Source organism: Neochlamydia sp. AcF65 (assembly GCF_018342435.1).
Classification (GTDB): domain Bacteria; phylum Chlamydiota; class Chlamydiia; order Chlamydiales; family Parachlamydiaceae; genus Neochlamydia.
The window spans coordinates 1-13,725 of record NZ_JAEMUE010000033.1; the positions used below are offsets into that span (position 1 = coordinate 1).

Annotated in this window: 14 protein-coding genes; 6 read left to right on the top strand and 8 right to left on the bottom strand. The window is 39.0% G+C overall.

What is annotated here, in order from left to right; translation table 11 throughout:
• The 6 genes from NEOC65_RS09935 to radC form a co-directional block, all read right to left on the bottom strand.
• Positions 1 to 228: F-box protein (locus tag NEOC65_RS09935; RefSeq protein WP_207391745.1), on the bottom strand; the 228-nt coding region annotated here is incomplete at its 3' end.
• Entirely contained in the window at positions 161 to 535 is a 375-nt protein-coding gene (locus tag NEOC65_RS03300) for an F-box protein (RefSeq protein WP_166154227.1), read from the bottom strand. The genes NEOC65_RS09935 and NEOC65_RS03300, both read right to left, overlap by 68 nt.
• A 13-nt stretch (positions 536 to 548) precedes the next feature.
• Positions 549 to 887 (bottom strand): F-box protein, encoded by a 339-nt coding sequence (locus NEOC65_RS03305; RefSeq protein WP_213155710.1) that lies wholly within the window; start codon positions 885 to 887, stop codon positions 549 to 551.
• An 859-nt stretch (positions 888 to 1,746) separates the two neighbouring features.
• On the bottom strand, positions 1,747 to 2,760 hold the full coding sequence (locus NEOC65_RS03310) for a hypothetical protein (RefSeq protein ID WP_213152583.1): 1,014 nt from the start codon (positions 2,758 to 2,760) through the stop codon (positions 1,747 to 1,749).
• A gap of 4 nt (positions 2,761 to 2,764) precedes the next feature.
• Positions 2,765 to 4,057 carry a tRNA (N(6)-L-threonylcarbamoyladenosine(37)-C(2))-methylthiotransferase MtaB gene (mtaB, locus tag NEOC65_RS03315; RefSeq protein ID WP_213155711.1) on the bottom strand — a complete coding sequence of 431 codons (1,293 nt, stop codon included), beginning with the start codon at positions 4,055 to 4,057 and terminating at the stop codon, positions 2,765 to 2,767.
• A gap of 125 nt (positions 4,058 to 4,182) precedes the next feature.
• A complete protein-coding gene (gene radC / locus NEOC65_RS03320) occupies positions 4,183 to 4,893 on the bottom strand; it encodes a RadC family protein (protein WP_213152581.1) in 711 nt (236 codons plus the stop codon).
• An 856-nt stretch (positions 4,894 to 5,749) separates the two neighbouring features.
• Between radC and NEOC65_RS03325 the strand changes: the two genes are divergently transcribed.
• The 5 genes from NEOC65_RS03325 to NEOC65_RS03345 are packed head-to-tail and all read left to right on the top strand — an operon-like array spanning position 5,750 to position 9,713.
• Positions 5,750 to 5,986, top strand: a complete 237-nt coding sequence (locus NEOC65_RS03325) for a hypothetical protein (protein ID WP_166157128.1) — start codon at positions 5,750 to 5,752, stop codon at positions 5,984 to 5,986.
• A gap of 50 nt (positions 5,987 to 6,036) precedes the next feature.
• Positions 6,037 to 6,777: a cytidylyltransferase domain-containing protein gene (locus tag NEOC65_RS03330; RefSeq protein WP_166157131.1), complete on the top strand. Its 741-nt coding sequence runs from the start codon at positions 6,037 to 6,039 to the stop codon at positions 6,775 to 6,777.
• 2 nt (positions 6,778 to 6,779) lie between these two features.
• Positions 6,780 to 8,345 (top strand): GNAT family N-acetyltransferase, encoded by a 1,566-nt coding sequence (locus NEOC65_RS03335; RefSeq protein WP_213152579.1) that lies wholly within the window; start codon positions 6,780 to 6,782, stop codon positions 8,343 to 8,345.
• The gene (locus NEOC65_RS03340; RefSeq protein WP_166157137.1) at positions 8,327 to 9,016 is read left to right on the top strand and encodes an HAD family hydrolase; all 690 of its coding nucleotides are present in this window, start codon (positions 8,327 to 8,329) and stop codon (positions 9,014 to 9,016) included. Before NEOC65_RS03335 ends, NEOC65_RS03340 begins: the two co-directional genes overlap by 19 nt.
• Positions 9,003 to 9,713, top strand: a complete 711-nt coding sequence (locus tag NEOC65_RS03345; RefSeq protein ID WP_213152577.1) for an NUDIX hydrolase — start codon at positions 9,003 to 9,005, stop codon at positions 9,711 to 9,713. Before NEOC65_RS03340 ends, NEOC65_RS03345 begins: the two co-directional genes overlap by 14 nt.
• A 383-nt stretch (positions 9,714 to 10,096) precedes the next feature.
• On the opposite strand, the gene queC is transcribed toward NEOC65_RS03345, so the two are convergent.
• On the bottom strand, positions 10,097 to 10,756 hold the full coding sequence (queC, locus tag NEOC65_RS03350; RefSeq protein WP_166154103.1) for a 7-cyano-7-deazaguanine synthase QueC: 660 nt from the start codon (positions 10,754 to 10,756) through the stop codon (positions 10,097 to 10,099).
• 2 nt (positions 10,757 to 10,758) lie between these two features.
• A complete protein-coding gene (locus tag NEOC65_RS03355) occupies positions 10,759 to 11,406 on the bottom strand; it encodes a radical SAM protein (protein WP_213155712.1) in 648 nt (215 codons plus the stop codon).
• A gap of 311 nt (positions 11,407 to 11,717) precedes the next feature.
• On the opposite strand from NEOC65_RS03355, the gene NEOC65_RS03360 reads away from it, so the two are divergent.
• Complete coding sequence (locus NEOC65_RS03360) at positions 11,718 to 13,559, top strand: ankyrin repeat domain-containing protein (protein ID WP_213152576.1); 1,842 nt, start codon at positions 11,718 to 11,720, stop codon at positions 13,557 to 13,559.
• The last annotated feature ends 166 nt before the right edge of the window (positions 13,560 to 13,725 follow it).

The window sequence follows — 13,725 nt, forward strand, 5'->3', positions numbered from 1 at the left end:
TGCCAAATTTTTCCATTGATGGCATGTCAGTTCAACTTCAAGGAGATCGGAAGCTTGCAAAAAAGAAAAAATATGTAATAGCAACTCATCGGGAAGCTGCTCTATAGAGCTAATAGTAAGCTGAGTGAGGGAAGAAAAGGCCACATTTTTATGGTTATCATTATTTACAAGCATATTTACAATCCCATTGCCCGAATTCACATACCTTAAAGCCCTTAAACAATTCATCTATTTTTCTCCAATCATGGTCAGCTTTAGACATACGAAAATAGTCTTCTTTATAAGTTTCAGCCGCAGGCTCAATCATTTTAAAATACTGTTGATAAAGACTTTTCCATAAAATCTCTTCCTCGGCCAAATTTTTCCATTGATGGCATGTCAGTTCAACTTCAAGGAGATCGGAAGCTTGCAAAAAAGAAAAAATATGTAATAGCAACTCATCGGGAAGACGCTCTATAGAGCCAACAGGAGGCTGAGTGAGGGAAGAAGAAACCGCATTTTTATTGTTATCATTATTTGCTAATATATTTACCATCTCATTTCCTTAATTAACAGATTTTAAAGCTCTCAAACAATTCATCTATTTTTCCCCAATGATGGTCAGCTTCAGATAGACTAAAATAGCTTTCTTTGTAAGTGTCACCCACCGGCTCAATAACTTTAAAATACCGTACATAAAGACTTTTCCATAAAGTCTCCTCCTCTGCCAAATTTTTCCATTGATGGCATGTCAGTTCAACTTCAAGGAGATCGGAAGCTTGCAAAAAAGAAAAAATATGTAATAGCAACTCATCGGGAAGCTGCTCTATAGAGCAAACAGCAAGCTGAGGGGGAAAAGAAGAAACCGCATTTTTATTGTTATCATTATTTGCTAATGCATTTACCATCTCATTTCCTTAATTAAACCAATTATTATTTGTGATTTTTATTTTTTAAAGCAAGCTTTTTTTGTTTAATAATCATATAAATACATCAATTTAGTGAGCGGTCACAGATCAAGATATAAATGGCTCTGCCGATAATAAAAGTTATGGGTTACCTAGTATGATACATATAGAGCAACTGTCAAAACCCCTGCAATAGATTTTCCTTGGCCATAAAGAGTTCTAATTCAGCAGTATAACACTTCCCTCTTACATGCCATAACTACGTTTCTTAAACCTTCTGCTGCAATGCGATTGGTCTTAGCAATCACAGGATCCTTTAAGTAAGCGCGAAAATATTTGATCTGCTTTGAAGTAAAGCAACATTCCCTCCACTTTTTACTGCTACCCAGTACTTAAGCTCTTGCAATCTGCAAGATATGCCATTTAAGATGACCCATACTATCGTCAATTAAACTGGAGCTAATTTACCTTTTTTCTTATGGTATGTTTAATCCTTAATAAGCTTTTGTCAATTGTCATACCCAACTTTTTAAGCGTTATAGATTGTCTAAAGATGCATTAGAATGTTCTAATTGCTGCCAATATTACGGCTAGATGAGCTAAACAAAATTAAAGTTCTTCTTTTGTGCTATGCAGAAAGGTTTATTGGCTGGCAAGCTTATTTTTACCCTTTATGCTCTTATGAGCAAATTTTTTAAGGATTTTTCAAAAAGAAAAGAACTTAATTGCAGATGAGAATTTTAACTAGCCAAGGTGAATAGCCTTAGAAATTTCAGGCACGCTAAAGTCAAGTGAGACTTACTTGCATTTCCTTAATTAAAAAGCTAGTTGTACCAAAAGAAAGATAAAAAATAATTTATCAATGCTGAAAACTATCAAAAATATAAACTTTTCCCTTACTTATCTGAATAGGCTTTTCCACTAGCTGGAATTGTCCATTTAGACGGTAACGCTTGACATTTTTAGGAAAATGAAACTGTACCATATCATCACTCTCAGCATGAAAAATCATACGTCGCATAAAGTGCTTGGTCCATTCTAGATCTAGCAGGCCCAAGGAAGTACACTGAATATGAAGGAAACGTCCACAATGAAATTGTGCAGGAAGAGAGGGTAAAACAAAAATTTCATTAAGTTGGGTGCGGATAAACAAGGATCGAATGATGCGTGCCCCCTCGGTCAACAAAATAAGAGGCGATAAAGTGGAGGGAGCAGCCTCCAGAGCAAATCCTTGATGTTGCTCGTCGCTCAAGCGGGGAGAAAGAATACCTTCAAAAGCTACTTTGAATAAATTGATAAAAGCATTATAAACATCTTCTTTAGAAGCTGAAAGGCAATCTTTAAAAAGAGCTGCTGTCCCCCCATAGGCCACCTCTGAAGGTGAAGTTAAAAGCTGCCCTAAACGTAGCCAGATAGGAAAAATTTCTGTTAAATTTTCTCTTAGCGCCACCCTATCCCAATCTTGATTTTTATGGTTACCTAGCGATAAACGCTCAGTCGAAAAATAGGAATTCACCGCACGATTTAAAATCAACTGCTCGGGTTTCCAAGCTGTCAATCCTTTATCAATGTAAAGAGCAAATTGTTTAGGCTGCTGGGTTGTAAGAATACGATAACGAAAATAAGCATGTAGATCAAAGCCCCATACATCAATAGCTCCTTTTTCCAGATCAAGCTGTACAGTGAATTCTTTTACAGGCCCTTTCACAGGCACAGGAATTTCTTGAATTAATTTAGGAACAGCGTAAGAGAGATCATGCACACGTAAAAGGGCTGGAAATATTTGAAAACGCAGCAGTGAGCCTGGCAGCACACAATAGGTTCCGGCTGTATGCGAAAAAGGGCGGAGCCGTTCGGCAATAGTGATATGCATAGGGTTACCTGCAACTGACCTGCCTGCAACTCAAACGTCCGATCAGACCATCAGGAGCATTAGCTATTAATTCTACTTCTAGGATCTCGTTTGGCGCATGGTTTGATCGAGGCACCCAAACCATCAAAAAATTTTCCGTGTGGCCGCAAATCTCTTCAGGACGCGAAGGGTCTATATTTTCAGTCAAAATTTTCATGCGACGGCCGATAAATTGCTCTCGAAGCTCAAAGCTTATTTGCTCAGCAGTCCGCAGGACTTCATGCTTTCTCTTTTTGATAATCTCTTGAGGAATTTTATTGGGCATAAGAGCTGCTCTTGTGCGAGCTCTCTCGCTATAGGGAAACATATGGACTTTAGCAAATTTTACTTGCTTCATGACATCTATAGTCTCAGCAAAATCGCTCTCTGTTTCACCAGGAAAGCCTACAATCACGTCTGTGGTAAAGGTAAAGTCAGCATTTGCATTCTTTAATCTTTCTACCGTATTAAGGAAAATTTGGCGGGTGTATTTGCGATTCATACGTTTTAAAATTACATTCGAGCCAGCTTGAAGAACGATATGCATAGAAGGACAGGTATGCTTCCCATTTAAGATCGCATCAGCAAGATCATCATCGACTTCGTCAGGATCAATCGAAGAGACTCTTAAACGCTCAAGTCCAGCAAGCTGATCCACAGCGCGCACTAAATCAGCTAAGCGATCAGGTTTTTCATCTGCAGGCTTGGCACCATCAAAATCCCCAATATTAATTCCCGTTAAGACAATTTCTTTATATCCATGAGCAATTAATCCTTTCACCTCTTTAACTATCTCCTCTAAAGAGCGAGAACGTGAGCGGCCACGAACATAAGGAATAATGCAATAAGTACAAAAAGAATTGCAGCCGTCTTGTACTTTGACAAAAGCACGGGTATGGGCCTCAAAGCGTTTAATGGAAAATTCAGGTAGCTCTGCAGCAGGGAAGACAGACTCTAAAAGCTTCTCTTTATCTTTATTGGGAACCACATGCGTGACTCCTTGCAGAGATCCTACCAACTCAGGCTGCCTTTCTGCAAAACAGCCGGTGATGATAAGCTTACTGCCAGGGTTATCTCTAGCTAGCTGTCGAATTTCATGCCGGCTACTAGAATCAGCAGACTCAGTGACCGTGCAGGTGTTGATGATGCAGATCTCTGCTTGTTCATGCTTTGCAGCTTCGGAGTATCCCATCGCCTGCAGTTGATCATGATAAGCTTGCGACTCATACTGATTGGTTCTGCACCCTAAGGTGACAATCTTAAATTTTTTTTCTACCATGCAAGATATAATAAACGAAAAATAGATATAAAATAAAGGAGATAGAAGTGAAAAATTAGACCAGATAAAAAAGAAAGAAGAGATGAAAGCATTCTTGAAGGATAGACTTACCTCTTTCTACTCTTTTAACGGATATCCCATAGGTTTTTATGATTCTGCCTCAAAGAAATATAGCGGCCTCGCCCTATGATGAGATGATCGTTGATAGTTATATCGACCAAGCGTGCAGCTTGGATGAGGGATTTAGTTACCTCAAGGTCTTCTGGAGAAGGAGTGGGATCGCCACTAGGATGATTATGCACTAAGATTAAGCTGGCAGCTTGATGACGGATCACTGGATGAAAAATATCTCTAGGATGAATAGGGGCGTGAGAGAGAGTTCCTAAGGCTACAAGATGATGAGAGAGCACATAACCTTTTCTATCCTGCAAAATGACTACAATATGCTCAACTTTGGCATATTCTAATTCATCTTTAATGTAGTTATAAGCGTGCAAGGGTGTAACAATTCTAAAGCTTTGATCAATCGCCTGTCTTGAGGCTCGTAAACCTAAATTTAAGGCGGCTTTTAATTGTATAGCTTTAGCAAGTCCTAAGCCTTTGACTTGCTGGAGTTCTTCAATGGAGGCTTCAGCAAACTTTTGCAAAGTACCAAAACGCATGAGCAGCTCTTGCCCTATGCGCAAAACCGAGCAGCCTTTAGTCCCACTGCCTAAGACAATTGCTATCAATTCTGCCGAAGATATAGCTTCAGGGCCATGCTGCAAAAGCCTCTCTCGAGGCCTTTCTTCTATAGGCATTTGCTGAATGGTATATCCTTCTAGTGGCTTATTCATTGCTTACTAATTTTTTAACTTGATGATGATCATGGTATTATTATCTTCACTTTTACGTTGTATGACTTCTTTAACAAGCTTATTTGCAGGCTTTTCTTCATCTTGAAGTAAACAACTTATCCCTTGCCTCTATACGCTCGACCGTAGCTAAAACTAATACAACAGACTCTTTAAATGCGGATAGACCTATTCTTGAACTTCAGGACGCGAAAAAGATCTTTTTATATCTTGATCAATGCCGCGTAAAGATTGCACGATTCCTGCTAAGCGAAGAATGTTGCGCTTATCTTCATCTATCCTTCTCTTTTAAGTGAATGAATGTTAAAAACTGCTTATCAGCTACATTAAACTCTTCTTTTTCATTTCTATAACGAGCATCGGTAGTAAGCTGCTGGCAATCAAGGCTTATTTCCTAATATAGCCTCTAAATCTCACAGGTTGTCAATCTAAACTTCTTCATTTAGGATATAAGGATTATCAAATATTAAAGCAAAACAAACCATCCTTCCTGAAGTTAGCGCTTTTTTTTCCATAAATGATTAACCTTTACCCAAGCCAATTTCAAGACATTCCATAGAGCTAGTTCCCTTAAAGATTTTTTACTACTTATCTAAACATGCCCAACGCCCGTGATTAAAGTCCCATGAATAAAGCGATAGGAGTAAAAAACGAAAGAAAAGCCCTATTTATATCCTTGCAGATACTTTTAGAATATACATAATTGACTTAAATTAAAGAAATTCAATAATGGCTTTAAGACAAAAATTTAAGAAAAAGTATTAACTATTTCGCCTATTTTCGATTAGCTTGGCATCAAAATTGCATGGTGATCCACTATTAACCCTAGGAGGTTCATATGGCCACTACAAATAATGCCAATAATAAAGCTAACTCTTTCCCCCTCCCTTCACTGCTTAAGATAGAATCCTCATCTCCTCTTGCTCCCGAAGAAAATCGTGTTTCATCTTTATCTGTAACTAAAAATATATCTTCTGCAGGGGAAGCTAAGCAAATGCTGCCCTCTGCCTTAAATCAAAAGATTTTAACAGCAGAAGGATGGAAAAGAATGATGTTACGCAATAAAAAACTTTAAAGAGCAAATAACACTTGATTTAGAATGTTAACGTACTTTAGGTTTAGCTCATGAAAAATCCAAAAATTAACATTATCATTCAGGCCCGCATGGGATCTACCCGCCTGCCCGGCAAGGTCTTGCAACCTATCATGCAGCGCCCTCTCTTGGGCTATCTCATTGAAAGAGTGCGGCGCATCCAAGCCATGCATACTCTCATTATAGCGACAACTACTCATCCTCAAGATGATGTAATTGCCTCGTTTTGTGAAAAAGAAAAAGTTAACATTTATAGAGGTCATGAACATAATGTTCTTGATCGTTACTATAAAACTTGTTGTGAATATCCTGCAGATATTATTGTACGGCTGACAGGCGACTGTCCTTTAATCGATCCAGCGATCGTCGATCAAGCCCTTAATCTCCTTCTTAAAAAAAGCGCTAGCCTTGACTATGTGTCTAACACGCAACTTCGCACTTTTCCTAGAGGTATGGACGTAGAAGCTTTCAATTTCTTTACATTAGAAAATGCTTATCATAAAGCTAGCAGTAAATTCGATCTTGAACATGTCACTCCTTTCATTTATAAGCATCCTGATCTTTTCCATCTAGCCAATTTTGTGCACATGCGCGGGGCTGCCAACTATCGCTTAACTGTTGATACTCCAGAAGATTTTTTGCTAGTCAGCAAAATCTTTGAAACTATATACCCTACTAATAAAAACTTTACTCTAGCGGATATTTTGAACGCCTTCAAAACCCATCCGCAATGGAAAAAGATTAATGCCCATGTAAAACAAAAAAAGGTGTGAAAATGGAAGCTGATAAGATAGGATTCGAAATTGTAAAACCTACTAAAGAAGATGCTTTCCAGATTCTGCAATGGCGTAATGATTCTGAAACATTGCGTATGTCTATCCACTCGCAAGCTAAAAAATGGGATAACTTCTATAAAGAATTTATCAACGAATATTTTTTATCTCCAGCGCTGCCCCCTTTATTTATCCTGCTTGATGGCCAACGCGTTGCTTTCTTTTTATTCAAGCCCATTTCCCACCCTGAGCATGCCCATGAACGCCGTTGCGTAGAAGTCTCTTTAAATGTAGCGCCTGAGCACCGCAATAAAGGGATAGGCACAGCTGCTTTGATCGTTACTAAAAAATGGGTGCAACAGCAAGGGTTTGATGATATTTTTGCAAAGATTAAAATCGAGAATATAGCTTCTCAAAAAGCTTTTATTTCTGCTGGTTATGAAAGTCTTGGGCAGACGGTTTTTCATGCAGAAGATACTCAAGAAAATATACCTATTTGCCGTTATATGGCCCGCATGACTCCCCTCATAAATAATAAGTCTGTTTTCATTATCGCTGAAGCAGGTTCTAACTGGCGCATGGGAACTTTAGATAGAGACTTAAACATGGCTAAAACGCTTATCGATAGCGCAGCCGAAGCAGGGGCTGATGCGGTTAAATTTCAGATTTATCGCCCTGAGACTGTCTACGTCGCTAACGCCGGCATAAGTAATTATTTAGCTGCAACAGGAATCAAGCAAGAAATGCAAGAAATTTTTGCTGACTTGGCGATGCCTTATGAAATGATTCCTCAGCTAGCCGAATATTGCCAAGCAAGTGGCATTGAATTTATGGCCACAGCTTTTTCCATAGAAGATTTTCTTTCCATTGATCCCTATGTTAGAAGACATAAAATTGCTTCTTATGAGATTGGGCATATACGTTTGCTTGAGTCGATCGCCCAAAGTGCTAAGCCGACATTTATTTCAACAGGGGCCGCTACTGAAAATGAAATAGCTTGGGCGGTGGAAGCTTTTTTTGCCTATGGAGGAAAAGAACTAACCTTATTGCAATGCACGGCCAAATACCCGGCTGAAGCAGATAGCATGCACCTACGCTCAATCCTCTGGTTAAAAGAACGTTTTAAATGTTCTGTAGGCCTTTCAGATCATAGCCGTGATGCTAGGGTAGCTCCTATCCAAGCCGTGGCGCTAGGGGCTAAAGCTATAGAAAAACACTTTACCCTGGATCGACGCTTGCCAGGCCCTGACCATGCATTTGCTTTAAACCCTCAGGAATTAAAAGAAATGGTGCGTGCTGTACGGCTGGCCGAGCAAATGCAAGGATCATGGGTTAAAACAATTCATCCTTCCGAACAAGAATTGCGCCGTTTTGCTCGTAGAGGAGTGCAAACTTTATGCCCCATCTCCTTAGGACAAGTGTTACAAGAAGGCGTCAATATAGATATTCTAAGGCCTGGAAAGCAAATCCTCGGTATCCATCCTAAGTATCTTCAGCAAATAGAAGGTAAAAAAGCAGCTCGTTTTATTCCTTTAGGAGACGGTATTCAATGGGGAGATTGGGAATGAACTTATCGGCGAATTTTCGGCACTTGAAAGGAGTATTGATTGATTTTGATGGTACGTTAGTCGACACTATTCCTTTCCTTTTTAAGCACTATCTTTCCTTTTTAAAAATATTTGACCAGGAAGGCTCTCTTGAAGAGTTTAAAACTCTTATGGGCCCCTCTCTTGAAGAGTTTGTACCTATTTTAATGGAACGCTATCGATTGCCGGGAAAAAAACATGCCTTAATTTCTCTTTATCAGCAGGGCCTGGCAGATGCTTATAAACACGAAGGCAAGCTTATTCCAGGAGCAAGAGAATTTTTAGACCTTTGCCAGCATAAAAAGATTAAAATGGGCTTAGTAACATCATCGGCTTATCCATTAATTGCAAGCTGTATAGAAGCACTAGAAATAAAGGACTACTTTGCTTTCATCGTTACCAAAGAGAATGTAAAGAAAACTAAGCCAGATCCAGAAATCTATTTACATGCCTTAAAAACGAGTTCTCTTCTAGCAGACCAAGTGTTAGCTATTGAAGACTCTAGGGCAGGCATTTTAGCCGCTTTAAATGCTCATATTCCCACTATAGCTATACGCAATCCTTATCTTGTTTCCATTCCTTCGGGTGCGATGACTACAGATAGCTGGAAAGACCTTACCCTTTGTTTTAAGGAAGCTTATGCAAGACTTTAATATCTTTCCCCTCTCCCCCTCTTTTAAAGTTCACATTAGCCGTATCCAACCCCCCAGAAAAGTCAATCCCTCTACATTCTTCTCTATTGAAGAAATTTGGGAAAAAGAGCTTCTTCGTACCCAAGGAAAACTTTTTAATGGGAAAATTCTTTGTGCAGATCATTTTGACGGAAAACATCTTTACGGGCGTTTTGTAGAATATAAACTTTATCTTGCTCAAGTACGCGATCCTACTCTAATCCATGAACTTCATCTTAAACCCATTTGTGTGTGTGGTTATACTTTAGCAGGCAATGAAATTCTCATGGGTAAGCGCGCAGAACATGTTACCGATTATCCCAACTATCTTGAGCTAATGCCCGCTGGAGGGATAGACCCCTCCGCCTTAAACGAGGGGCATGTGGATATTATCAAACAACTAAAAATTGAACTTAAGGAAGAAGCAGGAATTGAAGAAGCAATGATTCATCATATTCTTCCCTCTTATTTAATTGTAGATACTCACTCTCATGCTTATGAAATCTGTGCAAAAATCCTTTTAGATCCTGCGGTACCTAAGAAAGAACTTAGCCATGATGATGAACATACAGAAGTTTTATGGATAAAACAGAATCATCTATCCACCTTTGTTCATCAAAATCGTCCTCTCATTAATCCCTTGTCTATGCAGCTGCTGCAGCTTTTTCTACATGAATAGGCTTAAATTTTGGCTATCCATATAAGCCTTTTCCTAGCTTCTTCCTTCTCCTCCTTTCCGTAAGCAATAGAAAAATTCAGCCTTCGCCTTTTATAGCTCTCTTAGAGGGTAAATTAAAATTTCATTGCTACCAAACAACTCCCTTATATAAGAAAATTTTTATCCTTTTGAAACTACATCCGCTCTTTTCTTACGCCCAAATTTTGCTTTGAAAATTAAAATTTAGATCATAGGTAAGGAAGTCAGCAAATTTTTTATAAAATACCTTAAGATGGCAAGCTGTTGGGATTCTTCTGCAATAGATCAGCTCCTTCTCTTTTCTTATGTCAATGATAGATAAAAGCTTTATAAGCTTTTTAATAGCCTGTTATTTAAGAGAAAATTTACCCTTTGGCTGCTGCAAATCCATAGGCCCTTAAGATGCATGCATCGCATTGCCCACAAGGCTTTTGCTGAGGCGTCGGATCGTAGCAGCTAAAAGTCATGTGTATAGGCACGTCTAATGCGAAGCCCTGGCGAATAATTTCAGCTTTATCCCACTGGATTAAAGGTGTTAAAAGCTGAGGCGAGCTTCCTTCAGCAGCTTGCTTAGTGCCCACATTTAAAACCTGCTGAAAAGCTTGAATGTAGCTAGGTGTACAGTCGGGATAGGAGGGAGCATCTAATGCATTAGCTCCTAAATAAATTTCCTGAGCAGCTAGTATTTCAGCTTGCCCCATAGCATAAGCTAGAAAAAGAGTGTTACGTGCTGGCACATAGGTATTGGGGGTTTGCCCTGAGCCTATATCTTCTTTTGATCGATTTTTTGGTACCGCTAGATCGGACACTAAAGAAGAAGATTTAAATACACTTGAGTCAATTTGGACAATACTATGTTTAACTTGATAGTATCTGGCAATCTTACTGGCGTGCGTAAGCTCTATACGATGCCTTTGACCATAGTCAAAACTCAAAGCATAACATTCCCTCCCTTGTGCCAGAGCAAGAGCTAATATAACTGTTGAATCTAATCCCCCGCTCAATAAAACGATAGCTCTTTTCATCTTTAAACGCCTTTAGTATAGGGAGGCCATATAAATTTATGAATTTGCAAATTTAAGCGCACGGCTAGCTGATCTTTTAATATCCAATTGACTAAGGTTTGGGAAGGCAATACCTCAAATACAGGCGAAAACAATATCTCACTGACTTTCTTAAATAATTGATGTTGGTTACAGACCGCCTTAGCATAATCGTAATCTTCCCGATTGCTGATCACAAATTTTATCTGGTCATGAAAGCGCAAATGGGCAAGGTTATCCCAAAGGTTTTTATTGCTCATCTGGCTTCCAGGGCATTTAATGTCTAGAATGATGCGTACATTTGCATTCACCTTTTGGGTAGACAGAGAACCTCCAGTTTCTAGGCTGACGATATATCCTGCCTGGCATAATTGCTCCATTAAAGGGAGGACGTTAGCCTGCAAAAGTGGTTCTCCTCCCGTCACGCAAACATATTGACAGCCAAAAGAAGCTACCTTTGAAAAAATACTTTCTAAGGTATAAGAGACCCCCCGTCCAAATGAATAGGTAGTATCACACCATGAGCAGCGAAGATTACAGGCCGCCAAGCGTATGAAAGTCGTAGGTAGCCCGGCTAAGCTTGTTTCCCCTTGAATGCTACGAAAAATTTCAATAATATTAAGAGAAGTCATTGATTTACAGAAGGTACTTTTTTATCAGAAATAATATGATAAGGGATAGTTTATAAAGATAGAAACAATTTCAGGTTCCCACAAGCATTTAGTGCTTTAAGAAGAAGATGGCTATAGCTAACTACCTAAACTTATATAGACAATAATTTTTTTTGTCTAGATTGAGTGTCTCATAAGATAGGTAAATTTTCCTTGTCTTTTACGATTCAACATGTATTAAAGCTATGATTGCCCTTCTTTTAAAAATTTAATATAAAAAAACAGTAGGATGATATATTATTAGTAGTAAAATTTTACAGGGATTGCTAGCAATGAAAGTATCAAATTTTTTTTCCTTAATTAACCCTTGTTCTTCTCAGCATCATGCTCTTCGAGATTTTAGCATTCTTAATAGTAAATCAAAGCTATGGGTGGGTAGCCTTACCGCCTTAATCACCTTAGTGGCCCTCCCTCTTCTACCCTTAGCTGTGCCCATCGCTGTCTTCTCTTTTCGCACTTTAGTGAAAAAATTTTCTGCTGCTAAAATATCTACAAAACCTAGGCTTCAAGAGCAGGCTAATGCAGTGCAATACGCTGCCCGCCAAATTACTTTTAAGCCGATAAATGTTGAACATGTTAATAGAGCGGCCGCCGAGAATCTGAGCAGCCCTAAGAAAGAGTTGACCTCTACAAGCGAAAATGATATTTCCTCCCGGGTTAGCTCTCTAGGCAAAACAGATAGCATCTTGTTGCCAGAAACGGAGGAAATTAATTTAAATGAAGAGGAACTCCCTCCTTTACACCTGGCCGCAAAAAGAGGAGATCTAGGCAAGGTCGAAAGCCTACTTCTTATTCATCCCGTTAATGAAAAAAGCCCCACCTCTCAGCGCACGGCGTTAAGTGTAGCCGCTGAAGCTGGGAAATTACATATTGTTAAATATTTATTGCAAAAAGGTGCTGATCCGCAACTGAAAGATCAACATTTTCATTGTGCTTTAGAGCTAGCCGCTCAGGCAGGGCATTTAGATATTGTTAAAGCTTTGTGCAATCAAGGCACCAGCCCATTCAGAGAGATTTTGAGCCAAGCCTTGCTTTTATCTGCTAGAACTGGAAAAAAAGAGGTGGTCAGCTATTTACTAGAACAAGGGGCCGATGCAAATAGTACCAATAGAGAGGGCAATCTACCTTTGCACCTTGCTGCCCAAGCTGGACATTTGCAGGTTGTCAAGATCCTAGTAGATCCTACTAAAAATATTGATGCTTTAAATGATGACAAGCGCACCCCTTTAAGTTGTGCTGCAGAAGTAGGAGAAGTAGCAGCAGTAAAATATTTATTAACTCAAGATTCTAACCCTGCTATTAAGGACAAAAATAATGAGCTGCCTATCATTTGGGCAGCTAAGAAAGGACATGTAGCTATCGTTAAAATCCTACTTTCAAAAATTGATAAGGCCTACGAGCGGGAAAAAGTCTTAACTTTAGCATTAAGATTTGCTTGCCGCTACGGAAAGAAAAAAGATATTAAAGCCTTACTCAAATTAGGAGGAGATGTTAACAAAGAAGATGATCATGGGAAGCTACCTTTGCACCATGCTGTTGAGAAAGGCTCTTTATCTACTGTTAAAATTTTACTTCCTCTGACTCATAATTTGAATGCCAAAGAAGGAGATAAGGATCAAACAGCTTTAAGCTTGGCAGCTGAGGGCGGCAAAATTGAGATAGTTAATTACTTGTTAAAACACGGTGCAGATGCTAATGAAGCTGACCAATCTAAAGCTTTACCTCTACATTATGCCGCTATGGGAGGGCATTTGCCAGTTATTAGAGCTTTGATAGAAGCAACCCCTCACATTAATGCGAGAGATGATAGCGAAAGCACCTCCTTAAGTTATGCTGTACAAGGAAATCATCTAGAAATTGCCCAATTTTTATTAGAGCAAGAGGCGGATGCCAACATCTCTGATAGGAACTTAAGGTTACCCCTGCACTATGCGGCAAAGTATGGGAATGTAGAGTTGGTAAAAATTTTGGTAGATAAAACTACAGATATCAATGCCAAAGATTACAGGGGCACTACAGCTTTACGCTGGACAAAAGAGTATTTATCGGAAAAAAATCGGATAAATTACGAGCAGATCATTCAACTTTTAGAAGCTAAAGGCGCCTTAGAATAGCTGCATGGCAAAAATAGATTTATATATAAACACCTAGGCACTCTTTTTTAAAAGAAACCATAAAATCTTCAATGATTGATGGATTGACTGCCGGAGCTTTACAAGTTTTTTCCCCTTATAAAAAATTTCTTCCAAAGAATTGAGCGCATTAGCGAAAATTTTAGAG